General features: G+C 36.0%; 29 protein-coding genes, 1 rRNA gene and 1 other RNA gene. 23 read left to right on the top strand and 8 right to left on the bottom strand.

Features of this window, described 5'->3' with window-relative positions:
* The 4 genes from rrf to JZO71_RS00920 all read left to right on the top strand — a co-directional run.
* Positions 1-89 (top strand): 5S ribosomal RNA (gene rrf / locus JZO71_RS00935); the annotation flags it as partial.
* Positions 90-235: 146 nt separating this feature from the next.
* Positions 236-1,456: a metallophosphoesterase gene (locus tag JZO71_RS00930; RefSeq protein ID WP_206897721.1), complete on the top strand. Its 1,221-nt coding sequence runs from the start codon at positions 236-238 to the stop codon at positions 1,454-1,456.
* Entirely contained in the window at positions 1,453-4,146 is a 2,694-nt protein-coding gene (locus JZO71_RS00925) for an ATP-binding protein (protein WP_206897708.1), read from the top strand. Before JZO71_RS00930 ends, JZO71_RS00925 begins: the two co-directional genes overlap by 4 nt.
* A gap of 1 nt (position 4,147) precedes the next feature.
* Positions 4,148-5,092, top strand: coding sequence for a 3'-5' exoribonuclease YhaM family protein (locus tag JZO71_RS00920; protein ID WP_206897707.1), 945 nt, complete (start codon positions 4,148-4,150; stop codon positions 5,090-5,092).
* Positions 5,093-5,175: 83 nt separating this feature from the next.
* Here JZO71_RS00920 and JZO71_RS00915 read toward each other — a convergent pair whose 3' ends face one another.
* The 3 genes from JZO71_RS00915 to JZO71_RS00905 all read right to left on the bottom strand — a co-directional run bounded on the left by JZO71_RS00915 (position 5,176) and on the right by JZO71_RS00905 (position 7,148).
* Positions 5,176-6,186, bottom strand: a complete 1,011-nt coding sequence (locus tag JZO71_RS00915; RefSeq protein ID WP_206897706.1) for a peptidylprolyl isomerase — start codon at positions 6,184-6,186, stop codon at positions 5,176-5,178.
* Between the two features lie 184 nt (positions 6,187-6,370).
* Positions 6,371-6,721 carry a YtxH domain-containing protein gene (locus JZO71_RS00910; RefSeq protein WP_206897705.1) on the bottom strand — a complete coding sequence of 117 codons (351 nt, stop codon included), beginning with the start codon at positions 6,719-6,721 and terminating at the stop codon, positions 6,371-6,373.
* The gene (locus JZO71_RS00905; protein ID WP_206897704.1) at positions 6,714-7,148 is read right to left on the bottom strand and encodes an HIT family protein; all 435 of its coding nucleotides are present in this window, start codon (positions 7,146-7,148) and stop codon (positions 6,714-6,716) included. The genes JZO71_RS00910 and JZO71_RS00905 overlap by 8 nt, the downstream gene beginning before the upstream one ends.
* Before the next feature lie 145 nt (positions 7,149-7,293).
* Between JZO71_RS00905 and JZO71_RS00900 the strand changes: the two genes are divergently transcribed.
* The 4 genes from JZO71_RS00900 to trmB all read left to right on the top strand — a co-directional run bounded on the left by JZO71_RS00900 (position 7,294) and on the right by trmB (position 10,919).
* The gene (locus JZO71_RS00900; protein WP_206897703.1) at positions 7,294-8,031 is read left to right on the top strand and encodes an ABC transporter ATP-binding protein; all 738 of its coding nucleotides are present in this window, start codon (positions 7,294-7,296) and stop codon (positions 8,029-8,031) included.
* Positions 8,024-9,235, top strand: a complete 1,212-nt coding sequence (locus JZO71_RS00895) for an ABC transporter permease (protein ID WP_206897702.1) — start codon at positions 8,024-8,026, stop codon at positions 9,233-9,235. Before JZO71_RS00900 ends, JZO71_RS00895 begins: the two co-directional genes overlap by 8 nt.
* Before the next feature lie 186 nt (positions 9,236-9,421).
* Positions 9,422-10,204, top strand: coding sequence for a phosphotransferase family protein (locus tag JZO71_RS00890; RefSeq protein ID WP_206897720.1), 783 nt, complete (start codon positions 9,422-9,424; stop codon positions 10,202-10,204).
* 64 nt (positions 10,205-10,268) lie between these two features.
* Positions 10,269-10,919 carry a tRNA (guanosine(46)-N7)-methyltransferase TrmB gene (gene trmB / locus JZO71_RS00885; protein WP_206897701.1) on the top strand — a complete coding sequence of 217 codons (651 nt, stop codon included), beginning with the start codon at positions 10,269-10,271 and terminating at the stop codon, positions 10,917-10,919.
* Positions 10,920-11,052: 133 nt separating this feature from the next.
* On the opposite strand, the gene ade is transcribed toward trmB, so the two are convergent.
* Positions 11,053-12,780: an adenine deaminase gene (ade, locus tag JZO71_RS00880; protein WP_206897700.1), complete on the bottom strand. Its 1,728-nt coding sequence runs from the start codon at positions 12,778-12,780 to the stop codon at positions 11,053-11,055.
* 131 nt (positions 12,781-12,911) lie between these two features.
* On the opposite strand from ade, the gene comGA reads away from it, so the two are divergent.
* The 10 genes from comGA to JZO71_RS00830 all read left to right on the top strand — a co-directional run bounded on the left by comGA (position 12,912) and on the right by JZO71_RS00830 (position 19,938).
* A complete protein-coding gene (comGA, locus tag JZO71_RS00875) occupies positions 12,912-13,913 on the top strand; it encodes a competence type IV pilus ATPase ComGA (RefSeq protein WP_206897699.1) in 1,002 nt (333 codons plus the stop codon).
* Positions 13,858-14,907, top strand: coding sequence for a competence type IV pilus assembly protein ComGB (gene comGB / locus JZO71_RS00870; RefSeq protein WP_206897717.1), 1,050 nt, complete (start codon positions 13,858-13,860; stop codon positions 14,905-14,907). The genes comGA and comGB overlap by 56 nt, the downstream gene beginning before the upstream one ends.
* Positions 14,907-15,215: a competence type IV pilus major pilin ComGC gene (comGC, locus tag JZO71_RS00865; protein ID WP_206897716.1), complete on the top strand. Its 309-nt coding sequence runs from the start codon at positions 14,907-14,909 to the stop codon at positions 15,213-15,215. The genes comGB and comGC overlap by 1 nt, the downstream gene beginning before the upstream one ends.
* Entirely contained in the window at positions 15,196-15,648 is a 453-nt protein-coding gene (comGD, locus tag JZO71_RS00860) for a competence type IV pilus minor pilin ComGD (RefSeq protein WP_206897698.1), read from the top strand. The genes comGC and comGD overlap by 20 nt, the downstream gene beginning before the upstream one ends.
* 16 nt (positions 15,649-15,664) lie before the next feature.
* The gene (locus JZO71_RS00855; RefSeq protein ID WP_206897697.1) at positions 15,665-15,976 is read left to right on the top strand and encodes a hypothetical protein; all 312 of its coding nucleotides are present in this window, start codon (positions 15,665-15,667) and stop codon (positions 15,974-15,976) included.
* 31 nt (positions 15,977-16,007) lie between these two features.
* Positions 16,008-16,358, top strand: a complete 351-nt coding sequence (gene comGF, locus JZO71_RS00850; protein ID WP_347401320.1) for a competence type IV pilus minor pilin ComGF — start codon at positions 16,008-16,010, stop codon at positions 16,356-16,358.
* Positions 16,336-16,704 (top strand): competence type IV pilus minor pilin ComGG, encoded by a 369-nt coding sequence (comGG, locus tag JZO71_RS00845; RefSeq protein ID WP_206897696.1) that lies wholly within the window; start codon positions 16,336-16,338, stop codon positions 16,702-16,704. Before comGF ends, comGG begins: the two co-directional genes overlap by 23 nt.
* Positions 16,705-16,875: 171 nt before the next feature.
* The gene (locus tag JZO71_RS00840) at positions 16,876-17,883 is read left to right on the top strand and encodes a class I SAM-dependent methyltransferase (protein ID WP_206897695.1); all 1,008 of its coding nucleotides are present in this window, start codon (positions 16,876-16,878) and stop codon (positions 17,881-17,883) included.
* Positions 17,884-17,908: 25 nt separating this feature from the next.
* Complete coding sequence (locus JZO71_RS00835) at positions 17,909-19,093, top strand: acetate/propionate family kinase (RefSeq protein ID WP_206897694.1); 1,185 nt, start codon at positions 17,909-17,911, stop codon at positions 19,091-19,093.
* Positions 19,094-19,287: 194 nt separating this feature from the next.
* On the top strand, positions 19,288-19,938 hold the full coding sequence (locus tag JZO71_RS00830; RefSeq protein WP_206897693.1) for a nucleoside/nucleotide kinase family protein: 651 nt from the start codon (positions 19,288-19,290) through the stop codon (positions 19,936-19,938).
* Positions 19,939-20,068: 130 nt separating this feature from the next.
* Here the strand turns inward: JZO71_RS00830 and JZO71_RS00825 are convergent, their stop codons facing one another.
* The 4 genes from JZO71_RS00825 to JZO71_RS00810 form a co-directional block, all read right to left on the bottom strand.
* Positions 20,069-20,545: a universal stress protein gene (locus tag JZO71_RS00825; RefSeq protein ID WP_206897692.1), complete on the bottom strand. Its 477-nt coding sequence runs from the start codon at positions 20,543-20,545 to the stop codon at positions 20,069-20,071.
* A 76-nt stretch (positions 20,546-20,621) separates the two neighbouring features.
* The gene (locus JZO71_RS00820; protein WP_206897691.1) at positions 20,622-20,906 is read right to left on the bottom strand and encodes a hypothetical protein; all 285 of its coding nucleotides are present in this window, start codon (positions 20,904-20,906) and stop codon (positions 20,622-20,624) included.
* 80 nt (positions 20,907-20,986) lie between these two features.
* A non-coding RNA gene (gene ssrS, locus JZO71_RS00815) (6S RNA) lies at positions 20,987-21,181 on the bottom strand.
* Positions 21,182-21,245: 64 nt separating this feature from the next.
* Complete coding sequence (locus tag JZO71_RS00810) at positions 21,246-22,532, bottom strand: replication-associated recombination protein A (protein WP_206897690.1); 1,287 nt, start codon at positions 22,530-22,532, stop codon at positions 21,246-21,248.
* 138 nt (positions 22,533-22,670) lie between these two features.
* On the opposite strand from JZO71_RS00810, the gene JZO71_RS00805 reads away from it, so the two are divergent.
* From JZO71_RS00805 to JZO71_RS00785, 5 genes are read left to right on the top strand one after another with little or no spacing between them, the layout of a single operon-like run.
* Complete coding sequence (locus tag JZO71_RS00805; protein ID WP_206897689.1) at positions 22,671-23,330, top strand: DNA-3-methyladenine glycosylase; 660 nt, start codon at positions 22,671-22,673, stop codon at positions 23,328-23,330.
* On the top strand, positions 23,317-23,808 hold the full coding sequence (locus tag JZO71_RS00800) for a DUF3013 family protein (protein WP_206897688.1): 492 nt from the start codon (positions 23,317-23,319) through the stop codon (positions 23,806-23,808). The genes JZO71_RS00805 and JZO71_RS00800 overlap by 14 nt, the downstream gene beginning before the upstream one ends.
* Positions 23,809-23,821: 13 nt before the next feature.
* A complete protein-coding gene (gene prmA / locus JZO71_RS00795; RefSeq protein WP_206897687.1) occupies positions 23,822-24,769 on the top strand; it encodes a 50S ribosomal protein L11 methyltransferase in 948 nt (315 codons plus the stop codon).
* The gene (locus tag JZO71_RS00790; RefSeq protein ID WP_206897686.1) at positions 24,770-25,537 is read left to right on the top strand and encodes a 16S rRNA (uracil(1498)-N(3))-methyltransferase; all 768 of its coding nucleotides are present in this window, start codon (positions 24,770-24,772) and stop codon (positions 25,535-25,537) included.
* On the top strand, positions 25,527-26,156 hold the full coding sequence (locus JZO71_RS00785) for a hypothetical protein (RefSeq protein ID WP_206897685.1): 630 nt from the start codon (positions 25,527-25,529) through the stop codon (positions 26,154-26,156). The genes JZO71_RS00790 and JZO71_RS00785 overlap by 11 nt, the downstream gene beginning before the upstream one ends.
* Positions 26,157-26,443 lie beyond the last annotated feature (287 nt).

Here is a 26,443-nt window from a genome sequence, read left to right as displayed (position 1 = left end):
CCTGTAACCATGCCGAACACAGAAGTTAAGCTTCTTAGCGCCGATTGTAGTGAGGGGTTGCCCCTTGTGAGAGTAGGACGTCGCCACGCAACGGTAAAAAACAGATGAGTGATTAAGCTCATCTGTTTTTTTGCATTCTCACGAAATAACACACTATAATACGAACAAACTTTCGTATTTTGATGAAAAAAACATGTAAAAATGTTATGATAAAAGAAAAAAAGGAGGGAATTTGATAGTGAAATTTATCCATGCGGCTGATTTACATATAGATAGATCTTTTGAAGGATCGATTCCATTCGATAAACGTGTGCAAGAAAAACTACTACAGGCAAATCAGATTGTTCTAAAAAATATTGTAGATCAAGCAGTGTTCCATGAAGTTGACTTTGTTCTATTTGCTGGAGATACTTTTCATCAAAATAAACCTTCACTTAAAACACAAAAGCACTTTTTTGAACAAATGGAACGTTTAAATAAAATAAATATTTCTGTGTATATGATTTTTGGAAATCATGATTACTACCAGAAAGAAAGATATTGGTTTGATTTTCCTGAAAATGTTCATTTGTTTGTAGACGAAGAAGTCAAAACAAAAGAATTTAAACTGAATTCTGGAGAAAAAGTTGCTATCAGTGCTTTTAGTTATTGTCATCCATGGATACAACAAGAAAAAGTATTAGAGTTTCCCTCTCGAGGAAATGTAGATTATCATATTGGAATGTATCACGGGGAATTGGGCACAAGAGATCATGGTAAGTATGCGCCATTTAGCTCTAGTCAAATGCAAGAAAAAAATTATGATTATTGGGCGTTAGGTCATATCCATGTTCCAACTATTGTTAGTACAAATGGGAGAGTAGTGTATCCTGGCGCACCTCAAGGACACACGAAAAAGGAACAGACCTCAATTTCTGTTTCATTAGTAGAGTTGAAAAAAAGTGAGTATCAAGCTATTCCGATAGAGGTAGCAGAGGTATATTGGCATCGTCAAAAAATTTCTTTTGAACACGTTCATACAACTAACGAGATTTTCTCAATGGTTCAACGACAGTTGGAAGTCCCTAATCATAAATTTCATCTAATGGAGCTAGAGATTACTAATTATGAACATTTAGGAATGGATATTGTAGAGCGAATTAATTCTGGTGAAGTATTAGAATATTTAATTGGAGAATTAAGCAAATATACATCAAATTTTTTTATCTGGCGTATCTCTCTTATGAAGAATACTACTCAGAAACAGACGATCCTAACTGTCTCAAAAAATTTGAAGCACCAATTATTTGAAAGCTATCAAATGTCTCAAGATTTCAAACAAATTTTGAGTGAACTGTACAGTCATCCAGAAGCAACAAAATTATTGAATGAGTTACCTGATTATCAAAGTGAAACATTAGTAGCCGCACAAGAATTAATCAATCAGGATTTTCAATTCGAGGAGGATAATGAATGAAAATTTTACGGATTGAAATCAATGCTTTTGGAAAATGGCGCCAAAAGAATTTTGATTTTTCTTCAGGGAATCAATTGATTTATGGCGAGAATGAAGCAGGTAAATCAACGATTTATCAGTTTATACAAGCAATTCTCTTTGGTTTTCCATCAAAAGGGAGAAAAAAGAAAGATTATACACCAAAAGATGGAGCGGCTTATGGTGGTCGTATATGGTTAGAACATCCAACTCATGGTGAATTCATGGTCGAACGTTATAAGCAACAGAATCGTGGGAAGGCAAAAGTTGTTTTTGGTGAACAAATAGGAAGTAAAACATTATTAGCTCAGTTGATTTCACCATTAACTAGAGAATTGTTTCAACAGGTGTTTACTTTTCAGCAAGAGCAGTTATCAGAACTGGATCATCTTAGAGAAAAAGAATTACATGATATGTTGATATCATTAGGAATTACCGGAAGTTCACAAGTTTTTCAAAAAAGACAAGAGTATTATAACCAGGCCCAAAATTTATATAAGAAAAAAGGACAAAAATTACTTATCAACCAGAAGTTAAATAATTGGAAAAGTTTGCAAGGAAAAATTTATCAAAAACAAGCACAAGAAGATTTTTTTAGTCAGCTTGTAATGCAAGAACAGGCCGCAAAAAAAGAGCAAGATAAATTAAGACAGGAAATATCAAAGAATAATGAAAAATTATTACATTTAAACCAGCAAAAAATCAATTTTTCACTTTACGAGGAATGGCAAGAATTACAAGAAAATACACTTAATGAATTACCCAATGAACAACTAATGACAGATCTGCAAGAGTTTTCTAACAGATATCAACAAATGAGTGAACGTTTGGAAGAGTTAGAAGCAACTTTAGAAAAACATAGCGGAATGGATCTTCAATCCGCGCAATACTATTTTTTCTTAGAACAAGAAACAGAAGTAAAAGATCTTTTAAAGGAACAGGCTCAAGTTGAGCAGCTAGTTAACGAATGGCACAGGCTTCAAGTAGAAACACGCGAAACAGAAGCAGAGTTAAAGATTTTAGAACAGCGCTGGGGTTGGCAAAGACAAAATCAACCAGTAGAATTTCAACAAAGCCTCGAGTGGAAGACGTTATTTTCACAAAACCAACAATTTCTGGAAGAAGACCAACAACTGACAATTCGATTACAAGTTGCAAAAGAACAGCAGGAATTGATTGATGCAGAGATCAGTCAGTTAGAAGCACGCTATCCCTTTCTTTTACAGAATCAGCAGGCGAAGAAGGAAAAACGAAATAGTATTCCTTATATAATTGCAGGTGGGACAGCTATAGCCTTAGGATTATTTTTCCCTCTTCCTTGGAAAATTATTTTCTTGCTTAGTGGAGCTGGGATTATAGGAAGTTATTTCTTCCATAAAGAAAATAATAGCAAAGATAATTCTTTAGAAGTCAAAGGAATGTGGCAAGAAAAACTAGGACAATTAGATGTTGCCTCTGCACAAATCGCAGAAATAGAAGAAAATAGGAAACAAAATCAACAAATGAAGCAACAGCTTAATCAACAAGTACAGTATTTGGTTACTCAATGGTGTCTAAATCAACTGAACACAGTTGAGCTAATGAAAGAATACGGTCAAGAAGTTAGCGACTATCAACGGCTTTGTGCTATTTATGAACGAAAACAAAAAAGAGAAAGAGAAATCCAAGAGAGGTTACTATTCCTAGAACGAAAATTTGATATTGTTCAAGAATGGCTACCTATTCAAGGCAAGCTTATTTCAGAAAAAATGGACTTACTAGCACAATTTGTTCAAGAAATGGAACAAATGAAATTTGCTCGTAGCTACCAGCAAAATACATTACTCACGCAAGAAATTAATCAATTGAAGAAGAAGCAAAAGACATGGTTACAAGAGTATGCGCAACAACTTAATGAGGCACATCTTACTTATCCATCTGAAGTGCCACTCTTTTTGCAAAAAGCACATGAGACAATCCAAAAACAAGAAAGACTTGCTGAGCTAAGTAAAATACTAACACCATTATTTCCTGAAAAAATGACACGCGCATTTTTAGAACAAGAAAGCCTTCATTTAGACCAATTACAACGACAACTACAGCTGGAAGAAAAAGCTGCAAGTGAACAACAACAACGTTTAAACATTCAAGTTGAAGAATTACAAAAAGATGGTACACTTGATGAACTATATCAAGAAGAAAGCCGCCAGAAAGCAGAATTAGAACATTTGATGGTAGAGTGGGGAGCATATGAAATTGCTGGTACTTTTTTAGGTGATTTATCGACTGAAATGAGTGAGCGACAATTACCGCAGTTATTAAAAGAAGCTACTTATTATTTGGGGTTACTAACTGATCACAAATATCAAAGGATTTTATTAAAAGAGGATCTATTGACTCTCACAGATGGAAAGACAGAATTTCCTATTTATGAGCTATCTACAGGTACCAAAGATCAATTAATCATGGCAATGAGATTTGCTTATCTTTCTTTGGAAGCAAATCGAGCACTTTGTCCAGTAATTATTGACGATGGTTGGCTACATTATGATTCACACAGGAAGTATTACTTAGCAAAACTTTTAGCAGAGTTTGGTAAAAAGTATCAGATAATTTGTTTTTCTTCTGACAAAGAAATGTTAAGCTATTATCAAGAGTTACAACAATCTGTGAAAAGGCTAGAAGGAGTATAGAATGAAAAAAATTCGTGAATTAATCATTGATGAACAGTTTGAATTATTTGTCTTGATAAAAAATGCTGATGTAAGAATGGCAAAAAATGGTAAAAAATTTATTGCATTTACTTTTCAAGACACTTCGGGAACAATTGATGGGAAATATTGGGACGCTTCCGAGGAAGAAATCAGCAAATTTACTGCAGGAACTGTTGTTTTTTTAAGCGGTAAAAGAGAAGTATACCAAGGAAATCCTCAAGTGAAAATTATCCACATGCGTTTGACAAAAATTGATGAACCTAGTGAACCAAGTCTTTATATGGAGCGAGCACCAATAAAAAAAGAAGAAATGGAAGAGGAAATCAATCAATTATTGTTTGAAATTACGAATGCACATTGGAATCGTATTGTACGCTATCTATTAAATAAATATCAAAAACAATTTTTCGAGTATCCAGCGGCAAAAAGAAATCATCATGCATTTGCTAGTGGATTAGCTTATCATACATTAACGATGCTTCACTTAGGAAAAGCAATTGCCAATGAATATCCAGAAATCAACCACGCATTATTATATGCGGGAATTATTTTACATGATTTGGGTAAAGTTATTGAATTATCTGGGCCAATGTCAACTGAGTACACTCTAGCTGGCAATCTAGTGGGTCATTTGGTCCTTGTAGATGAAGAAATTACTAAAGCCTGCATTGCATTGAAAATCAGTGAAGAAGATGAAGATGTTTTAGTGTTAAGACATATGGTTCTAGCACATCATGGGCTATTGGAATACGGATCACCCGTGCGACCAAGAATTATGGAAGCTGAGGTTTTACATCAAATCGATAACATCGATGCATCAATGCAAATGATGTTGACTTCTATTCGTCAAACAGAACCTGGAAAATATACAGATCGAATTTTTGGTATGGATAACCGCAGCTTTTATGTACCAAAAGATATCTGACTAGTTTTTTTTAATAATATAAAAAAAGAAGTAAAGCGATTCATTTTCATGAGTCTGCCTTACTTCTTTTTTAGTTATAAAATTTATTTTGAAGAGTCTGTAGTTGCTGTTTCTGAACTATCAGTTGCTTCAGTTGATTTTTCTGTAGCTGAAGAGTTAGTTGATTTTTCAGAATCAGATGTTGCTTCTGAACCTGAAGAAGAGGTTGTGAATGCACTCAAGACACTTTCAAAAGCATCATCTTTGATTTTCACATTAGCATCTTTTAAGACTTCACCGATAACTTTTGTTGTAAATGCGCTATCGTTCAATTTAGTTTGAGTGGCGATTTCTTTTAATTCATCTTTGTATTTATCCATGTCGTCGCCTTTAGAAGAAGTCTTAACCATTTTCACAACGTAATAATCAGTTGCATAAGTTGAAGCATTAGTTGCGGAAATCACGTCAGAAATTTCGCCATTTTTCAATTTAAAAGCGGCTTCTTTTACTTCGTTAGGGACAGTTGTTGTTTCAGAATCAAATTTGATTTTTCCACCGTCATCTTTAGTTGTTGTATCAGTTGAGTTATCTTTTGCTAATTTAGTGAAATCATCGCCTTTATCAGCTTTTTCTTTCACGCTTTTCGCATCGTCTTCACTTGAAAGTTTGATGATTTGTGCTTCTACTTCTGGATGGAAAGAAGCCCAAGCAGCTTTTAAGTCATCATTTGTAATATCAACATGTGCTTTTAAACCAGCTTCAAGTGCTAAGTTATTACGAATATAGTCTTTGTAAGAATCTTCTGTATAACCCGCAGCTTTCAATTGAGATTCAAACCCATCACCTAATGACTCTGCTTGTTTTTTGTATTCAGCATCCACTTTTTTATCTGTTACTTTATCGCCATATTTGTTATTAAATACTTTGTAAATAATCATTCTTTGAACCAAAGTTTGGTTAGATGATTCTAATTTTGCTTCGTCATAGAAGTCGGAAACAGTGATAGTTCCACCCTTCATTGTAGCGATATCTTTGTTTGTACCATTAGAACAAGCAGCTAGCGTTAAGACAGCTAAAGCACTAGTCGCTGCTAAAATTATTTTTTTTCTTTTCATTTTAGTTTTGCACTCCTGTTTTTTTATATTTAGTTGTTCACATCTACAACTATACCATATTCTAATTCCTAAAAAAAAGCTTCTAATGAATAGTTTCAAAGAAAATTCATGTTTTAATCACATTCATTACGAGAGTATAACAAAAAAACGGGTTAAAATGCATAATCGTTGTGTTTTAACTCAATTAATGAAGATTTTCTTCGGGAAGTTCAGGTAAGCTGGCAGAAATTTTTTCTACTTGTTCTTGAATCTGAGTAATTCTTGGTTCTGCTTGAAATTTAAACTCCTGTACGTCTTTTTGAATAGAGTCTTGGAACTCCGGAATGAGTGTAGCTGCAGTTTCTTTGGTTTCGGCTAAAGCTTCTTTAAAGTGGTTGAGACTATTATTTAGATCTACTGTTAAATCAGCAGCTTCATCTAATTCGTCAATCAATTTTTTTCGAGTATCGTTACCGCTTCTTGGAGCAAAAAGAAGTCCACCTACAGCGCCTACAGCTGAACCAAACACGAGACCTTTAAGAAATTGTTTAATCAATGTTATTCACCTGCGCTTCAATAATTTCTTGGATGGCTGTCAGTTCACTTGCTGAGTAATCTGCTTGATGATTACCGAAGTGGATTGAAAAATCATCTGTTTTTGCGTAACGCGGCACCAGATGAATATGTGAGTGAAAGACAGATTGGTACGCTAACTCACGATTATTATTCAAAATATTTAAACCTTTCATATCAGGAAATGCTTTTTCTAGACCGCGAGCAATTTTTGGCACGCGCGAAAAGACGGCACCAGCTAATTCTTGGTCGTAATCAAAAATATCAGAAACGTGTCGTTTTGGTACAACTAAGGTATGACCTTTAGTTGCTTGTGATAAATCCAAAAACGCATACACTTTATCATCCTCATAAATTTTATAGCTAGGAATTTCTTGGTTGATAATTTTGCAAAAAATACAGTTTTCCATTCGAGACATCCTTTCTGCTAAGAATATTTTGGCTAAGTTAACTTTACCATAAGTTCCGATGGTTGTAAGGAAAAAAACAAATTGCCAACATTTTCTTCATGGTATAATAAAAAAGCGAGTAAACAAGATCATTGGAGGAAAAGAAATGAGTTTAACGATTGAACACGTGACGGGAGGATATGGACATCTTCCTGTGTTAAAAGATATAAGTTTTGAAGTACATTCAGGCGAAATGGTTGGCTTGATTGGATTAAATGGTGCAGGTAAAAGTACAACGATTAAACACATCATTGGGTTGCTAGAAGCAACTAAAGGGAAAATCGAAATTGATGGTTTAACATTGAAAAGCGATATTGAAAAGTATCGAAAACAAATTGGTTATATTCCAGAAACACCTTCATTATATGAAGAGCTGACTTTACGAGAACATATTGAAGTGACAGCTATGGCTTATGGTATCCCGCTAGAAGTAGCGATGAAGCGAGCAGAAAAATTGTTGGAGACGTTTCGCTTGGAAAAACGTTTAGACTGGTTTCCTGCTAACTTTTCAAAAGGAATGAAACAAAAGGTCATGATTTTATGTGCTTTTTTGATTGAACCCTCGCTATATATCATTGACGAACCCTTTTTAGGACTTGATCCTTTAGCAATCAATGCGTTGTTAGAATTATTGGTTGAAATGAAAAAAAGTGGTTCTGCAATTTTGATGTCAACTCATATTTTGGCGACTGCTGAGAAATACTGTGATCGCTTTGTGGTTTTACATAATGGGGAGGTTCGAGCACAAGGCACGCTACAAGAGTTACGGGAATCATTTAACCTTCCAGATTCATCTCTGGATGAGATTTATGTCGCATTAACGAAGGAGCAGGGACATGAATGATTTTTTTCGAAAACGTTTAGCTAGACACCAAAAAAAAATGCTAAAGTACATGCGCTATGTTTTCAATGATCATTTTGTGTTAGTTTGTCTTTTTTTGGTGGGAGGAATTGGTTTTTATTATTCTAGTTGGCTGAAGAGCTTAACTCCTTCTTTTGCGTTTGGTGGACTGACTGTTTCAGTTTTTTGGTTACTTAGCTTAGCGGTAGGGAAAATTGCAACTTTTGCGGAGGCAGCAGATATTGTTTTTTTATTGCCACAAGAAAAAGAAATGCGAGTGTATTTAAGTGAAGCTTTCCGCTATTCTTGTTTATTTCCATTACTTGTTTTATTTTTGGCGAGTGGATTTGCGATGCCATTAGTGGTAGTGAGTACCGGACAGCCATTTTCAATGTATTTAATCTATTTGTGCTTACTTATCAGCCTGAAAACGGGTCATCTACAAGTAAAACGAGCGGAACTTTTTCGATTTTCTAATCAAGCTTTACGTTGGTTTAAAATTGGATGGTATGTTTCAGCTTTTGTCATTTTACTACTTACGTTTTATATATCTATTTGGTTAGGTTTAGCGGGTGCATTACTACAAGCTGGTATTTATTATTGGTATTTATGGCGAAAAAATGAGGTACAGATTGACTGGGAAAAAATGATCCAAGTGGAAGAAAATCGTCTCCATCAAATTTATCAGTTTATCAATTTGTTTACGGATGTACCAGAAATTTCAGCAAAAGTAAAACGCCGACGTTACTTAGACCCGCTATTGAAGAAAATCCAAAGGAACCAAAGTCAAACATATCTTTATTTATATACTAGACGATTTGTTCGTGGGTCTGATTTTAGCGGTCTGTATCTGAGACTACTGTTGATTGGTGGTTTGCTGATTGCAGGTGTAACAGATTTAACATTTAGTTTGATTATTGGTTCATTGTTCTTATACTTGATTGGTTTCCAGTTGTTGCCGCTGTATAGCCAGTTTCGCTATATGGTATTAGTGCAACTGTATCCCGTAAAAGAAACACAGAAAAAAACAGCTATCCAGCAATTGTTGTTGAGCATATTAGTTTTAGCAGCTCTTATTTTTGGAATGATTGCAGCTTTTGTTTTGTCTGGAGTAGAGCGCTGGATTCCTATTCTGGTTTATTTGGCCTTTGTTTTTCTTTTCGTAAAAATGTACGTTCCCACACGTCTGAAGAAGCTGTCAGACTAATAATTGTCCAAGATAAAGTGAGAAAGATCACATCATTGATCTTTCTCTTTTTTTCTTTTTTAGAAAAGTTGGTTTTTTGAATGAAAAAATGCTGAAAAAGAACGTATATGTGCTTGACGTTATGTGTCGGGGCGACTAGAATAATAATTACTGCAAATGAAAGAGTTTATGAGGATGGGAGAAAGCATGATGGAGTTTCAGTTAGACCAAGAGTGGCGGTTACGGCCCATCAAAGGGGATACAGGAAAAACATACATAGGCATGCGCGATGAAGATAAAGTCTTCATCAAACGTAATACAACCCCCATGCTTGCTGCGTTATCTCGAGAAGGAATTACTCCTAAACTTGTTTGGACAAAAAGAACAGGGAATGGAGACACACTAACTGCTCAAGAGTGGCTAGATGGTCGCTTATTGACTACCGCAGAAATTGGGCAAAGAAATGATGTTATTGATGTTCTATACCATTTGCATCATTCTGATTCATTAAAAACAATGTTGAATCGAATAGGTGGTCGTGTGGTCACGCCTGAGACGATGTTGAAAAAATATAACCAAGAACTCCCAGAAATATTAAAAAAAAATCAGTTTATCCAACTTGTCCATCAATTTTTGATTCAGCAAGTACCTCATACAGATAAAAAAGAGTTTGCTGTTGTTCATGGAGATGTGAATCATCGCAATTGGTTAGTCTGTAAAAATTATTTATATTTAGTTGATTGGGATTCAATCATGTTTGCTGATCCAGCAGTTGATATTGGAACGATTTTAGGGAATTATGTTCCGCTTTCAAATTGGAATCAATGGTTGATTAGTTATGGTATTCGCCCAACTGACGAAGTTCTTGAGAAGCTTCACTGGTATGCAGTGATGAATTTATTACAAGAAATCACTCGTTATTGCCTTCGAGGGGATGACCGACGAATGAATGAAGAAATTTTACAATTAAAACGAATTTTTAGTGGCTGAGGTTGAGCCCAAACTCTTTGGAGATTTGGCCAACCTTTTTTATTTGAGAAAGGAATTATGAATTATGCGTGTTAGAAATCGTCCTGGGGCAACAGAATTGTTAGCTGCACATCCAGAGTTTGTTATTAGTGATCCAACCGAATGGAAAGGGCAATGGGCTGAGCTCTTTGGCAATGATCATCCAATTCATATCGAAATTGGAATGGGGAAAGGTCAATTCATCAATGGAATGGCAAAGGCACATCCAGAAATCAATTACATTGGTGTAGAAATGCAAGTCAGTGTTATTTCTCTGGCGCTAGATAAATTAATTGAAGAACCGCTACCTAATTTGAAATTACTTCACGTTGATGGCTCAGCGTTGACAGAGTATTTTGCGGATAGTGAAGTCGATCAGATTTATTTGAACTTTTCTGATCCATGGCCAAAAAAACGTCATGAGAAACGTCGCTTGACGTTTAAAACTTTTTTAGCAGTGGATGAACAAATCTTGCGACCAACAGGTGAGATTCATTTCAAAACAGATAATCAAGGATTGTTTGAGTATTCTTTGGCAAGCTTTTCGCAATATGGCATGATAATCAAACAAGTTTGGCTTGATTTACATGAGAGTACATTCGAAGGAAATATTATGACTGAGTATGAAGAAAAGTTTTCTTCTCGTGGTCAACGTATCTATCGAGTAGAAGCACAATTTAAAGATAAAACAAAATAATCAAAAGGAGGTGTGACAAAATACTTGTTACACCTCCTTTTTCTGAATAAACGTTATAAACATTTTCCAAGTAGTACTTCTTTTATAATCTTATTATTTAAAGTTGGTCAATTCTGTCATAGCCTCCTTTTGCTTAGCACGGTGGGATAAGTTGGAATTTTGAAAATGAAAAAAGTCCCATATCTGTGATTTTTAGTTCAGGAATAACAGATAAAGTCAAAAAGGACAAGGTTAAAAAGGGATCAAATAGCTGACTAGCACCAATTTGACGAGCGGCAGTTGTTAAACTAGTTAATTCTTGATTCACCTCTAAGAAAGGTTTTTGAGACATTAATCCACCAATCTTAAGGGGAAGACTAGCCAATTCCTGCTGATGATTGACAGCAATCATGCCACCACCTTTTTTGATTAACTGTTCTATAGCAAAAAGCATATCTTTATCGTTTGTTCCGACGACAACAATATTATGAGAATCATGCGAAATCGTAGTTGCTAAGGCACCTTCTTTTAGTTCGAACCCTTTGACGATGCCAAGACCAATATTTCCAGTTCCCTTATGTCGTTCAATAACAGCAATTTTCAGGTAATCTTTTTCAATAGAAGGAACAAAGAACCCAGATTGAACGGTGACTTCTGAGAATAAGTCATTAGTAATTAAGCTGTTAGGGATAATATCGATGATATGCGCTTTATTTGAATTTAAAGACAGCTTTAAAGAGTCATTTGTTAAAGATGCAACTGTCATGTCCGGTAAGTCTGCCATCAGAGAATTTTTTGGTTGTTCATTTGTTGTATCGATAAGTTTTCCGTTAGCTACGAGTTGTTCCCCATTATGAAATACTTCTCGAATTGGTAAGGTTTCAAGATTATCTGTTAAGAAAAAGTCAGCTTGATAACCTGGTGCAATTGCTCCAATCGTGGATAGACCGAAACATTCCGCTGCGTTTAGGGAGGCCATTTGGATTGCTTGCAATGGATCCATGCCTAATTCGATCACCTTTCGGACGATATAATCAATCGAACCTTCACTCACTAAGTCATCAATTAATTTATCATCTGTGACAAAGAAGCAACGCCGAGAATTTTCCGGAGTAATGGCTGGAAAAAGAGCGGCTAAATCTTTTGCAACAGTTCCTTCACGAATCATCAAATACATACCCAAATCAAGTCTTTCTCTCGCTTCTTTTGCAGTTGTGGCTTCGTGGTCGGTACGAATTCCAGCAACAGGATAGACATTTAACCCATCACCAGTAATTCCAGCAGCGTGTCCATCAATTTTTTTGTGATAATCAATCGTTAATTGAAGTTTATCCAAAATTTCTGTTTCCGCATTTGCGACTGCTTGATAATTCATTACTTCAGCAAGACCAAGAACTTCGGGCATTTCTAAAAAAGGAGCCAATGTTTTGGCATCTAGGATAGCGCCATTTGTTTCAAAAGGTGTAACAGGCACACAAGAAGGAAGCATGAAAAAAATATTCATCGGTGCATTTTGAGCATCTTCCAGCATGAACTTCAAACCCGTACTACCAGCAACATTTCCAATCTCGTGAGGATCTGTTACAACTGTTGTTACACCATGTAATACAGAAATTTTAGCAAATTCTTGTGGACAAAGCAGGGAGCTTTCGATATGAACATGTCCATCAATAAACCCTGGCACTAAGTACTGATTATTTGCATCGTATGTTTGTTTTCCTTCATATTCGCCGATCCCGATGATTTTTCCATCACAGATAGCAAGAGTATTTGACATGATTTTTCTGGTGAAGACATTGACGATTTTGGCATTCTTGATAACTAAATCTGCTGGTTGTTGTTTGCTCGCAACTAAAAGATGTTTTTTTAGCAATGATTCCAAAGTGGCGCCTCCTAAGATAAATTTTTAATAGTATAACACAAATTCGGATTTAGCTAACATTTTTTATGAAATTATCAAAATCTACGATAAAAAAATGATAAACGCGTATGTTTTTGTTGGAGGGGAGGATAATGGATATTAAAAAAATTTCATATGAGATCATTGCAGATGCTTACAAAAGAAGAATAGAAGATGTCTATATTTTACCAAAAAAAGAAGGTTATCAGCTTCTTGAACGTAAAGGTAAAAACCGAACATTAAAACGGGATTTTTCAAAAGAGACAGGACAACAATTGATTTCCAGATTCAAATACTTAGGACAAATGGATATTGGTGAAAAAAGAAAAGTACAATCTGGCGCGTTGACTTATAGATGTGGAAATTCAAGTGTCGAAGAAGAGATTCGGCTAAGACTCTCATCTGTGGGGGACTATCAACAGCGAGAAACTTTGGTGATACGGCTACTTTACCCACTTGGTGATCAGCAATTCCGCTGTTTTTCTCCAGGAGATTTAAGAGTATTACATCAGCATACTGGGGAACGGGGGTTATATCTCTTTAGCGGTCCAGTTGGATCAGGAAAAACCTCTTTAATGTATCGTTTGGCTCAGAAAAGTTCAGAACAAATCATTACTGTGGAAGATCCTGTGGAATTGGAAGAATCAACGTTTTTACAACTACAAGTTAACGAGAAAATCCACCAAAATTATGAAGAACTGTTAAAGCTCTCTTTACGTCATCGGCCAGACTTATTGATTGTTGGAGAAATAAGAGATGCGTTAACGGCTCAAATGACTTTACGTGCGGCCTTGACTGGCCATCGGGTATTTGCCACGATTCATGCCAGAGAGTTAGCAGGTATTCTGCCAAGAATAGAAGAATTGATTGGTCACCACGGAGCATTAATAGACTGTTTAAAAGGGATTGTTTATCAAGAAATAATACCAGATAAAGAACAAGCTTCTGCTGTGTTATGGAGTTATCAGTTTTTTGAAAAAATGCGGGAAGAATCAGCCAAAAAAAGTGATAGAGAAGCTGCATTTCAAGTAGTTCAGGAAAAATGCTGGCGAACGAGTTATCTTCAAGCTGAAAGAAACGATTGGAGGTCATATTCATTTGAAGAAATTGAATAAAAAACAACAGCAACAGTTTATTCAAATGATTGCTGATTTACTGAGCAATGGCTTCAGTTTACAAGAAGCATTGCAGTTAGTAATCAGGTTGAAGTTATTTCCAATTGAACTACTAGAAGAAGTCCAAAAAATAGTGATTGCTGGTGGCTCATTTACAAAAATACTAGCTTATTGTGGGTTTAACAAAACATATCTTGTACAGGTTGAATTGGCTGAAGCACACGGGAACTTAATCGCTACATTGGAAAACATAGCTGACCAGTTTCAACGAATGGGTGCATTTCATAAAGAGTTGCAAAAATTGCTAAGCTATCCCTTGTTGCTTTCGCTATTTTTGATTGGCATTTTGTTTAGTATGCGCCAAATTGTTTTGCCACAATTATTAATCTCAGAAATGGTTCCACAAAATCATTGGGGAATTCAGTTGATTCAAACATTTCACTGGTATGTGTTAGGCATCTTATTGTTACTAAGTGTCTTATATGGAGCTATTCGTTTTTTTGATCGGAAGGGAAATTCATTACGGCGGAGTCAGTGGATTAGTCGATTGAAAATTTTAGGACCAGTTTATGCATTGTATCAGTCTACTTATTTTTCGTTAGAATTAGGTAAACTTTTTAGCGAAGGACTTGAGCTGAAACAGGTAGTTTTTTGTCTAAAAGAAACAAAAACGGGTAGTCTGATGCAACAATTAGCTTTACAAATGGCGAAGGAATTAGAGAAAGGAAGTTCATTAGCAATCCAATTTGAAAAATACTCTTTTTTAACTAAAGAATTCAGTACAATCGTTCAGCAAGGAGAGTTAAAGGGGAATTTAGGAAAAGAATTATTATTTTATAGTAATTACACACGCCAACTTTTTTTTGAACGGTTAAATCGATGGTTAAATTGGATTCAGCCAGTGCTTTTTTTAGTGATTGCTTGTTTAATATTAACGATTTATGCAGCGGTTTTGTTACCCATTTATGGAAATCTTGAGGAGGTTATTTCATGATGATAGAAAATATTAGTAAGAATGAACAAATTAAGGGAAAATCCTTGAGAAAAGCACAAGCTTTTACTTTGATTGAAATGCTGATTGTTTTATTGATTATCAGTGTGTTGATTTTATTATTTGTACCAAATCTTTCAAAATATAAAAATCATGTAGATGAAGAAAGTCAAGCAGCAGTGATCCAGTTAGTTGATACGCAAAAAGAATTGTATGCTTTACAAAATAATGGGAAAGTCCCAACTATTGATGAGCTACTTGCAGAAGGCTACATCAAACAAGAACACGCAGATGTATATAATAAAAAATAAATATGCAGGGTTTACTTTAGTAGAAACTTTATTCGTTTTTTTAATTACGTTGTTCTTCGTGACAGTTCCTATTTTTTCGTTTGAACATTTACAAAAAGACATAGCAATACATCAATTTTTCAGTCAATTTGAAAAACGAATTTATGCAACGCAGAAGATTGCAATTGTCAGTCAGCAAGCGACTCGAATACATTTAACTGATGATCAGCAAAAAATTTACTTTGGTGTGCCTAAATACACTCCGTTTGATTGGGCGTATCTAAAAATTCCAGAAAATTTAAAAATACAACGTTATGGAACAGTGATTTTTACTGGTCGAACGGGAAATGACAGTTCACTAAAAACGTATCAGTTTTACTGGCCAAAGAAAAAACAAACAATTACTTATCAATTCCAGTTGGGAAGTGGTCATTATACCAAAAAAATCGAATAAACCTGGTTACATATTATTGGAAACAATGACAGCACTGGGGTTGGTCTTAATAATCGTCTATGGCGTCAGCGCACATCAGACATTTTTATTAGAGCAAGGAAAAAAGAGCAATCAAGAAGTCCAGCTGGCACGTATCATTTATGAAGAAGCACGAAAATACCGACTACATGAAGGATTGAAACAAGTTGCTCGGGATCAACCAATAAAAAGTAAAGTTATTCTCCAAACAGAGCAACGTGCTATTCAAAAAGTCGGGATTGAAGTTGAAGGGAAGGTCGTATTGGAAATTGAAAAAAAATCAGAAGTATCCAAGCTTTACTCTGATTGAGTGCTTGATATCCTTTCTTGTTTTTAGTGGGGTGATACTAACAGTTACTTTGATTATTCGACGTGCAGATCAGTTAGATCAGCATTTACAAAGGAAGGATCAGAAAGAATGGTTGATTTTTTTGACACAATTTGAAAATGAAGTCGCAGGTAGCACATTGTTTGATATACAAAGAAAACAATTTCGCTATGTTATAGAAAATAAAACGTATATTATTGAGCAGTATCAATCAATTGTTCGAAAAAGACAAACTGCTGGTGGTCATCAACCAATGCTGATGAATGTTGACGAGTTTAGTTTTGAGGAGAGGGACAATGAAGTCATACTTGAAGTTACATTTGAAAATGGAGAACGTGGGTATGGCAAATGGGCAAAGCCGTGACCAACAAATGAAAACAGGATTTAAGGGGAATATTTTATTCTCTACTTTATTATTATTTTTGTTGTGTAGCTTTTTATTAGCAACAGTGGTTGATACCTATCAATTAACGGTTGATTTTAATCAGCGGACAAAGTTCTTTTATGTAGCACAAACTATGAAGGAGCTTTGCCTATCAGAATTTGCGCAAGGGAAAAACATAACACAGAGCGGAAAGTATACCTTTAATACAGGAGTAGTTGAATATGCGATTGAAAATCAGAAGATGAAATTTCAAATTACAGTTGATGTATTTGACTTTTATTTTACAGAAACGATACAGAATGAAACAGTTAGTAGTACAGAATGAAGACATAACCATGAAAACGTCCTCTTTTCTGTTATATCACTGTTTTAACTGGAGAATGTTTGTCGTTTCACAAACAAAAAAACAGTGAAAACGATTGAAATTTTTGTGATTGTCCGATAGAATTAAACAGGTGAAAAAATTGTTATAATATATCTAGAAATGAGGTGCACCATGTTACCAGAAAAAATGGAGCAAGGGTTTAATCAAAACCTTGAAGCAATTCAGTTGCTTCAAAATGCATTGGGAACTTCCTTTTTAGAGGCTTATGTCGAGAATGCTGAAAATTTAAATGACGATTATCAAGTTCGGGTAGTCGATGGCGTGCCAACGCCGGAAGTTGTCCAACAAATTGAGACGCTTTATAAAGAGTTGAAAAAGTTGTCTTTTGAACCAGAGGAATGGCGTCGTCTATCACAATTACTTTTATTAAAAGGTGGTCAGACAGAACGGTTGCAAGCCAATCATCAGCTGACGCCAGATAGTATTGGATATTTATTTGTTTTCTTGATTGAACAGTTGTTCACAAATAAAAAAGAACTAGTTAAAATTTTAGATATTTCGGCTGGAATGGGTAATTTACTACTAACAGTTCTTTTAAATTTGAAGATTGCTAACTATCAAGTTGAAGGATTTGGTGTAGATATTGATGATACATTGTTGTCTGTGGCTGCATCGACAAGTGAATTGACACAAGCAAACGTTCAGTACTTTCATCAAGATGGGTTACAAGATTTACTGGTTGATCCTGTGGATTTTGCTATCAGTGATTTACCTATTGGTTACTATCCGAATGATCAAAAAGCCAGTGAATTTTTGACAAGTGCAGATGAAGGTCATAGTTATGCACATCATTTATTGTTAGAACAATCAATGAAGTATGTAAAACCAGGTGGCTTTGGGTTGTTCTTGATTCCAAGTAACTTCCTAGAAACTGACCAAAGTGAAATGCTCAAAAAATGGTTTAAAGAAGAAGGCTATCTTCAAGGAATGGTTCAGTTACCAGATGAATTGTTCCGCAAAAAAGAATCACAAAAAAGTATTTTAATTTTACAGAAAAAAGGTCCACAAGCAAAACAAGTCAAAGAAGTATTACTTGCTAAACTTGCTTCACTTAAAGAACCAGAGAAGGTGACAGAATTCTTTAAAGAATTTGAAGATTGGAAATCATCTGCTCTGTAATCATTCAAAATAGAAGGAGAGTACTATGTCTAAAACAATTGCAATCAATGCTGGAAGTTCAAGTTTAAAATGGCAATTATATCAAATGCCTGAAGAAACAGTTATCGCCAAAGGAATCGTTGAGCGTATCGGCTTAAGCGACTCTATTTTTACAATTAAATACGGTGACAATCAAAAGTTCGAACAAATTTTGGATATCGCTGACCACGACATAGCTGTTAGAATGTTATTGGATCAATTGATTGAATTAACAATCTTGAGTTCTTATGACGAAATCACAGGTGTTGGACATCGTGTTGTTCACGGTGGAGAAACGTATAGTGACTCTGTTGTCGTGACTGACGAAGTAATGGAACGAATTGCAGAATTGGCAGAGTTTGCCCCATTACACAATCCAGCAAACTTGATGGGAATCAAGGCATTCAAAAAAATCTTGCCTGATATCATCAGTGTTGCAGTATTTGACACATCTTTCCATGCAACTATGCCAAAACATAACTACTTGTATAGTCTACCAACTTCTTACTACGAGGACTTTAAAGTAAGAAAATATGGTTTTCATGGTACAAGTCATCGATATGTTTCAGAACGTGCAGCTAGTTTATTAAATAAACCAATTGAAGACTTAAAGATCATTACTTGTCATTTGGGTAATGGTGTTTCAATCACCGCTGTTGATGGAGGAAAATCAGTAGATACATCAATGGGATTCACACCGTTAGCAGGAGTAACGATGGGGACTCGTTCAGGTGATTTAGATCCGGCTGTTTTACCATACTTAATGGGTAAATTGGATCTGACAATTGATGAAATGATTACAGTTTTAAACAAAGAATCTGGTTTATTAGGCTTAACAGGCTTATCAAGCGATATGCGTGATCTTGAGAAAAATTATGAAAAAGAGCATATTCGTTTAGCTTATGATATTTTTGTTGATCGTATTCGTAAATACATTGGTGGTTATGTAACTACTATGAATGGCGTTGATGCAATTGTGTTTACCGCTGGAATTGGTGAAAATGATGCGCACGTACGCAGTGAGATCATTAAAGGAATGACTTGGTTTGGGTGTGAAGTAGATCCTGAGTTGAATAGCATTCGTGGCGAAGAAGTGGAAATTTCAACACCAGAATCTAAAGTAAAAATATTAGTTATTCCAACGGACGAAGAACTAATGATTGCTCGTGACGTGGAACGTTTACGCGGATAATAAAGTTTTAAAAGACTGCCAAACTTAACTTAAGTTTGGCAGTCTTTTTGCATAATTCTGAAATACAAAATGTTTATCCAAAAAATGGAAGCTAATAAGCATGGAATCAACTATCTACAAGTCAGTTGTTATTTGTTATCCATCAATGTTTTTTATATAGTTAAAAATTACTAAAGCAGTGAAGGAGCAAGAGAGTGAATCTATCGTATCCAATTTATGATGTGATTGAAAAAGAAATCCAAAAGTTAAAGAAACCAAATGTCATAGGAATCGATGGCAGTTATGCTTCAGGAAAAACGAACTTTACAACACAATTAGCCATTTATCTTAAAAAGAACGGGTATGATGTGCAAGTCATTCATTATGATAGCTTTCATAAACCGCTCCCTTTGATCAAAGGGTCTGGAGAAAAAGATAGTGAAGTGGATGCCTTTTATCATGCTTTCAACAGCCAAAAACTTTTGAATGAACTTTTGATTCCTTTGAAGCAAGAAGGTGTTCTTAGGAAGACAATCAAAGGGCTTGATTGGGGATCTGCTACATATGTTGATGATCTGCTGATTAATATTGGTGAGCATACAATTGTGCTTTTAGAAGGCGCGCTTTTATTTAGAAAGAAGTTACTTCCGTTTATTGATTATAAAATCTTTTTGGAGGTGTCACTGGAAGAAGTTATGCGAAGAGGAAGAGAAAGGGATGTGCCTAAAGTCGGTGAATGGATGATGGATAAATATCGTACACGTTACATTCCGGTTTATCAACGACATCTTGATCAAAATCATGTAAAAGAAACTGCTGATTTGATTATCGATAATAGCGATTATACTCATCCTAGCATAAAGTAATTTGCTTGTGATAACAGTTCTTATACCAAAAATAGGCTTGTTTTGTGCAAGTCCTCTTGTAATAGATGTTTTAAAAATTAAAAAACCCCCGCCAATCATTGTGTACGATTGGCGGGGATTTTTAGTTAAATTATTCTTCGTTGTCACCTGTTGGTAGTTGGTTTTCTAAGTCTGTACGTACGACAAGGACATCGCAATTTGCATTACGAATCACGTATTCAGAAACTGAACCGATGAATAAACGTTCTACAGCGTTTAGCCCAGTTGCACCTAATAAAATCAAATCAATATCATTGTCATCAGGAATTTCTTTGGCAATGATTGGTTTTGGTGAACCATATTCTACAACAGTTGAAACTTTTTCTAGACCAGCTTCTTTCGCGCTCTTTTCGTAGTCAGCTAGTGTTTGTTTAGCCATTTCTGTTGCTTGTTCAGCTAACATTCCATCAAATGAAGAAACTGTTTGAAATGCACGAGTATCAATAACATGTGCTAGTAAAAGTTCTCCGTTATTACGTTTAGCAACGTTGACCGCTTTTTTAAAAGCTAATTCCGCTTCGGCAGAGCCGTCGACGGCAACCATGATTTTTTTATATTGTTGTAACATAAGTGTTCGCTCCCTTCAAAGATCAGTTCTTTTACTATCCTTATTGTAAAGCACTTTGCGAAAAAAGAAAATTATTTTACTGCTTAGTGGCCGATATTTTTTTAGCAAATGAGATACTGAAAATAGTTGAAGCTAGAATAACAACTATTAGGAATAAAAAAGCAAGCATTCTTTGATTAAAAAAGATGACGAGTAAACCTAATGCACCAAGAAAGGCATAGACAACACCTGAAAACTGTAAAAAGGCTTGGTTCTTTTCAGAAGGTTCAATTAAAACGAAGAAAATAGATTGTTTCTTGAATAAATAATAGCTAACAAAGACCAGTAGTATGGTTGCAATAGATATCAACACACGAATCATGAAGCGTTCCTCCAAAAAATCAGAATAAAAATAGAAAAAGCAATTTGCTAAAAGCAAATTGCTTCATTCTTAAACAAAGGGTAATCTCCGTTAATGCCGTTGTTTGTCCTGTAGTATTGATCCCGCAAATTCTAGCAGGTGGGTCCCACGGTCGAAGCTTCGAACTACCAAATGATAAGGCATGTTACCAGCAGTGACACAAGACAGGTCCCAAGATATCAATAAAAATGTTCGGTCAACACACAAAGAGGACAATTCGAACATCACAGATTTCCCACCTCTATAGTAGCATAGGTATTTAAAAAGAGCAACGGGAGTGCTTCTCAAAAAGTAACCGTTTTATTTTTGGGGAGAATGCTTTTTCCAATTTTGGATTCGCTCATATTGTTGCTTTAAGGCTTGTTCATATTTTCCAGTTTCTTTTGGTAGATAGTAGGTTTCATTTTTTAATTTATCTGGTAGATATTGTTGATTGACCCAAGCGTGTTCAAAATTGTGGGGATATTGATAATCAAGTCCACGTTTCAATTCTTTCGCACCCTGATAGTGACTATCTCGCAAATGGTCCGGTACTTCTCCAGCTTTTCCGGCTCGAATATCTGCAATGGCAGCATCTAGTGCAGTGTAAGCCGAATTGGATTTAGGGGATAGACAAAGATCAACTACGACATCTGCCAAAGGAATCCGTGCTTCGGGTAATCCTAGACGTTCTGCTGCAAGAACAGCGTTAACAGTGCGAGCTGCTGCTGCGGGATTTCCTAGACCGATGTCCTCGTAGCCAATGACCATTAGACGTCGACAGATACTTGCAAGATCACTAGCTTCCACTAAACGCGCTAGATAATGAAGGGCTGCGTCCACATCGCTGCCGCGAATCGATTTTTGAAAAGCCGAGATGACATCGTAATGAGCATCTCCATTTTTATCATGAGTTAATGCTTTTCTTTGTACACATTCTTCAATGATTGCTAAGGTGAGGTGGATAAGCCCATCTTCCATCGGTTTAGTTGATCGGGCTGCTAGTTCAAGGCCGTTTAACGCACTCCGCAAGTCTCCATTTGTTGCTCGTGATAAATGAAGCAAGGCATCTTCATCAAGTTGAATCGGTAATTCTCCAAGTCCACGTTCTTTATCAAGTAAAGCTGTTTGAATTGCTGATTGAATATCTGTTTCATCTAAAGGTTTGACTTCAAAAATTTGTGTTCGACTACGAATCGCTGGATTAATGGTGATATAAGGATTTTCGGTCGTGGCGCCGATTAAAATGATGCGTCCACTTTCAAGATGAGGCAAAAGAAAATCTTGTTTTGTTTTATCTAGTCGATGAACTTCATCAAGTAACAAAATGACTGTCCCGCTCATTTTGGCTTCTTCAGCTACAACTTGTAAATCTTTTTTTGAATCAGTTGCAGCATTCAATGTACGAAAGGCATAGTTTGTAGAACCAGCAATGGCACTAGCAATACTCGTTTTTCCGGTTCCAGGTGGTCCATATAGAATCATTGATGACAACATTCGCGCGTCAACCATTCGGCGAATGATTTTTCCTTCACCGACTAGTTGCTGTTGTCCAACGACTTCATCGATTGTGCGAGGACGCATTCGATAAGCTAAAGGCTGTTGCATGAAGTGACCTCCCTTTCATTTTTTCGTTCGTTTATTATAGCATAGTTTGTAAAAAACTGGAGGAAAGAACATAGAAGAAACGTTTTGTTTTCATAGCATGTAACGAAAATATTGTGTATGATAAAGTAGGTGAAAAAAATGACAGAGAAAAAGAAAATCGAAACTTTTTTTGAAAATAAAACAACGCCAGAAATTGCGAAAAATTTATTAGGAATGTATTTAGAACATATAACGCCGATGGGGAAATTGGCTGGTTACATCGTTGACGCTGAAGCTTATCTTGGACCAGAAGACCAAGCTGCGCACAGTTACGGAATGCGAGATACGCCGAGGGTGCGTGCGATGTATCAAAAGGCTGGAACAATCTATCTCTATACGATGCATACACATCGTATACTAAACATTATTACTCAACCAGAAGGTGTCCCTCAAGGTGTAATGATTCGAGCTGTTCAACCAGCCACTAGTATTGAACAAATGAGCCAGAATCGTGGAGGAAAAGTGGGTCCAGAAATCAGCAACGGCCCAGGTAAGCTAGTAAAAGCATTAGCAATTGGCCCAGAACTTTATGGTCAATCAATTATGGACAGCGAAAGTACCCTACGACTAGACTTTGAAAAACGTAAGGAACCAAAAGAAATTATTGCTTTGCCAAGAATTGGTATTCCAAATAAGGGAGAGTGGACGGAGATGCCGTTGCGCTACATTGTTTCAGGAAATCCATATATTTCTTTACAAAAAAAACGCCTGATCGATCAAGACGATTGGGGATGGAGGAACGAAGATGAAAAAAAATAATTTATTGAGTTATTTGGATGAGTCCATTGAAAAAAACATTGATACTTATGATGTCGCATTAGATTGGGATACAAAGAACCATACGATTGAAATAGTTGTGCGCTTATTTGCGGAAAACAAAGCACTTTTAGAAATCGATGATGCAAAAGGTGTTATTTCTGAAGAAGAAATCATTGAGTTTGAGGATGGCATTTTACTTTTTAATCCACAAAAATCTTCATTTGACGAAGAGGACTACTTAGCAGTTATTCCTTATGAAGGTAAAAAAGGATTGGAAAAAGCGGTTGTAGATGCAATTATTGATTACTTAAAGGATGTATTGGACCAGGGACAAAGCGATCTGTTGGACTTTTTAGATGCAGACGATGAAGATGTGATTTTTGAATTACATTGGGACAACCAACAGCTAGCACAGTTAGTTGAAAAGAAACAGCAAGAACAAAATACAACAACTTATTTACCTTATCCAAGTTATTAAGGAGTCGATAACGATGAAATGGAACGAAGTCAAAGTAGAAACAGCAAGTGAAGCAGTTGAAGCGGTTGCCAATATTTTAATGGAAGCAGGAGCCAGTGGTGTGGCTATCGAAGATGCACTTGACGTTGAGAATTTTAAATCAGACCAATATGGTGAAATCTTAGATAAAGCTGATTTCACTTCATTAACTGAAGGCGCGTTGGTTATGGCATACTTTCCAGAAACAATTTTCTTACCAGAAATCTTACCTTTTATCAAAGACCGTGTGACACAATTACCTGAGTTTGGCTTGGCCATTGGAAAAAATATTGTAACGGTTAGTGAAGTGGAGGAGAGTAACTGGGCAACGGCTTGGAAAAAATACTATCATCCTGTTCGCATTACGAGAATGTTGACGGTTGCTCCAAGCTGGGAAAATTATACGACACAAGATCCAATGGAAAAAATTATTACTTTAGATCCAGGTATGGCTTTTGGAACAGGAACACATCCAACAACATTGCTAACTTTGGAAGCATTAGAATCTGTTTTACGTGGTGGTGAAACGGTACTAGATGTTGGTACAGGTTCAGGCGTGTTAAGTATTGCTGCTAAATATTTAGGTGCAAAAGATGTTTATGCGTACGATCTTGATGACGTAGCTGTCCGTTCAGCAAAAGAAAATATGGATATGAATGAAATCGCTAAAGATGTCCATGTTTCAGCTAATGATTTATTGAATGGGATAGAAATTGAGAGTGATGTAATTGTTGCCAATATTTTAGCTGATATTATTTTATTGATGATCCCTGATGCATGGCGTTTATTAAAGCAAACAGGAACGTTGGTTGTCTCTGGAATTATTGAAGATAAAAAACAAATGGTAATTGATGCCATGGAGGCACAAGGATTTGTAGTCGATCAAATTTTCCAACAAAAAGATTGGTATGCAATTATTTTGAAAAAACCTGAGGTGGACTAAATGCAACGTTATTTTTTGGAGGAACCGTATCAGCAAAAAGATCATTTTGTATTAGTCGGCGAACCGTATCATCATATAACTCGCGTTATGCGTATGACGCGAGAAGATCGCGTTTACTTAGCTTTCAGTGACCAAGTGGCTATCATTGCTGAAATTATTGCTATCACAGAAAATGAGGTTGAATTAAAAGAGGTAATGAAAGAACAAGGGCAAAAAGAGTTGCCAAGTATGATCACTATTGCAAGTGGGTATCCAAAAGGTGAAAAACTAGACTGGATTGTGCAAAAAGGAACGGAACTTGGGGCACACGCATTTCTTGGCTTTCCGGCAAAGACATCGGTTGTTAAATGGGATGAAAAGAAGCGGAATAAGCGGCAACAACGTTTAGCAAAAATTGCTCAAGAAGCTGCAGAACAATCACATCGCCAAGTAGTACCACAAGTAGAATTGTTGAGTACAGCCAATGCGTTTTATCAAAAAATTTCTACCTATGATTATGTGTTAGTTGCCTACGAAGAGTCAGCTAAGCAAGGCGAATTAGCAAACTTAGCACAAGCCTTACAAAAATCGGGTGCAGGACAACGTATTTTGGCAATTTTTGGACCAGAAGGCGGATTGACGCCGGATGAAGTAGCAAAACTATCTGCAGAAGGTGCAATCCTTTGTGGTTTAGGACCCAGAATTTTGCGAACAGAAACAGCGCCATTATATTTACTGAGTGCCGCGAGCTATCAATGGGAATTATTAGGTGAACAGGATGGAAAATAGGGAGTCCATTCGTGTACGATTATTGGATCATCAAATGAGTGATGACTTGTTAAAAGAGAGGGTGTACCGTTTAGTTGCAGGAGGCGCAACGGAATTTGTTGTTTTGCCTACTCAAATTGCACGAGTAAAGTATCTTTTAGCAGATTCAACGATCCAAATAGGGAGTGTCATTGACTTCCCATTGGGAGCAAGCACGGTGGAAAAAAAGGTTTTTGAAGCCGCACATGCTTATCAAGCAGGAGCAAGGTTTCTTGAAGTTTGTGTGAACGTAGCAGATATTTTTGAACACCCAGTTCGAGTGAAAGAATTACGTGAGTCGTTGTTCTCTCTAGCTTTAAGCAATGGGAAACTAAGCTTTTATTTGGACACACGCCAAGTGAAGGAACTGACGTTAGTTGAATTTGAGCGTGCCATGAAACCATTAGGGTGGACGCGTCTATCGTTAGGTGAAGATTTGCCATATCAAGAGGCTTTGCGTCTAGCAGAAATTTTCAGATCAGATACGAGGGCTAAACTGGCATTAACGGTAAATGTTCATAAAATTACACCTCAGGAAAAGAAAAAATTAGTTGCGAATGGGGTGACAAGAATCGCAATGAGTCATCTGAACTTTTCTTAATAAATTTGCACATGATAGAATTGAAAAAAGAAACGACAATTTGTATAATGGTAACAATAACCGTTTAAGAGTCCGATAAAAAATAAAAAGAGGTTGGGTCAAATTAACTAGCTCCGATGAAATTGACAAAAGGCACCAGAAATCATTTTTAGGTTTTTGTGTGATGATGCGTTGTTTTTTCGGAGTTATTTTTTAATACCTTTCGTGGAAAAACGAATTCTTTATACCAGTTAGCTGAAATTTAGAAATTGTGATTTCAGATGCCTCTCCTGTTTTGCTATCGAAAC

Source organism: Candidatus Enterococcus courvalinii, from assembly GCF_017315945.1.
In the GTDB taxonomy this organism is placed as follows: domain Bacteria; phylum Bacillota; class Bacilli; order Lactobacillales; family Enterococcaceae; genus Enterococcus_B; species Enterococcus_B courvalinii.
The sequence above is the reverse complement of the archived record's forward strand: the minus strand, read 5'-3'. Positions and strand labels throughout refer to the sequence as shown.

Excerpts from the sequence above, each read along its gene's own strand:
- comGG (WP_206897696.1), top strand. The coding sequence starts at position 16,336 with ATGGCAAATGGGCAAAGCCGTGACCAACAAATGAAAACAGGATTTAAG.
- JZO71_RS00825 (WP_206897692.1), bottom strand. The coding sequence starts at position 20,545 with ATGTTACAACAATATAAAAAAATCATGGTTGCCGTCGACGGCTCTGCC.
- prmA (WP_206897687.1), top strand. The coding sequence starts at position 23,822 with ATGAAATGGAACGAAGTCAAAGTAGAAACAGCAAGTGAAGCAGTTGAA.
- JZO71_RS00915 (WP_206897706.1), bottom strand. The coding sequence starts at position 6,186 with ATGAAAAGAAAAAAAATAATTTTAGCAGCGACTAGTGCTTTAGCTGTC.
- JZO71_RS00890 (WP_206897720.1), top strand. The coding sequence starts at position 9,422 with ATGATGGAGTTTCAGTTAGACCAAGAGTGGCGGTTACGGCCCATCAAA.
- JZO71_RS00805 (WP_206897689.1), top strand. The coding sequence starts at position 22,671 with ATGACAGAGAAAAAGAAAATCGAAACTTTTTTTGAAAATAAAACAACG.
- comGD (WP_206897698.1), top strand. The coding sequence starts at position 15,196 with ATGTATATAATAAAAAATAAATATGCAGGGTTTACTTTAGTAGAAACT.
- JZO71_RS00920 (WP_206897707.1), top strand. The coding sequence starts at position 4,148 with ATGAAAAAAATTCGTGAATTAATCATTGATGAACAGTTTGAATTATTT.
- JZO71_RS00820 (WP_206897691.1), bottom strand. The coding sequence starts at position 20,906 with ATGATTCGTGTGTTGATATCTATTGCAACCATACTACTGGTCTTTGTT.
- JZO71_RS00895 (WP_206897702.1), top strand. The coding sequence starts at position 8,024 with ATGAATGATTTTTTTCGAAAACGTTTAGCTAGACACCAAAAAAAAATG.
- JZO71_RS00905 (WP_206897704.1), bottom strand. The coding sequence starts at position 7,148 with ATGGAAAACTGTATTTTTTGCAAAATTATCAACCAAGAAATTCCTAGC.
- comGA (WP_206897699.1), top strand. The coding sequence starts at position 12,912 with ATGGATATTAAAAAAATTTCATATGAGATCATTGCAGATGCTTACAAA.
- trmB (WP_206897701.1), top strand. The coding sequence starts at position 10,269 with ATGCGTGTTAGAAATCGTCCTGGGGCAACAGAATTGTTAGCTGCACAT.
- comGC (WP_206897716.1), top strand. The coding sequence starts at position 14,907 with ATGATAGAAAATATTAGTAAGAATGAACAAATTAAGGGAAAATCCTTG.
- JZO71_RS00925 (WP_206897708.1), top strand. The coding sequence starts at position 1,453 with ATGAAAATTTTACGGATTGAAATCAATGCTTTTGGAAAATGGCGCCAA.
- JZO71_RS00800 (WP_206897688.1), top strand. The coding sequence starts at position 23,317 with ATGAAAAAAAATAATTTATTGAGTTATTTGGATGAGTCCATTGAAAAA.
- JZO71_RS00785 (WP_206897685.1), top strand. The coding sequence starts at position 25,527 with ATGGAAAATAGGGAGTCCATTCGTGTACGATTATTGGATCATCAAATG.
- JZO71_RS00900 (WP_206897703.1), top strand. The coding sequence starts at position 7,294 with ATGAGTTTAACGATTGAACACGTGACGGGAGGATATGGACATCTTCCT.
- JZO71_RS00835 (WP_206897694.1), top strand. The coding sequence starts at position 17,909 with ATGTCTAAAACAATTGCAATCAATGCTGGAAGTTCAAGTTTAAAATGG.
- JZO71_RS00790 (WP_206897686.1), top strand. The coding sequence starts at position 24,770 with ATGCAACGTTATTTTTTGGAGGAACCGTATCAGCAAAAAGATCATTTT.
- JZO71_RS00840 (WP_206897695.1), top strand. The coding sequence starts at position 16,876 with ATGTTACCAGAAAAAATGGAGCAAGGGTTTAATCAAAACCTTGAAGCA.
- JZO71_RS00810 (WP_206897690.1), bottom strand. The coding sequence starts at position 22,532 with ATGCAACAGCCTTTAGCTTATCGAATGCGTCCTCGCACAATCGATGAA.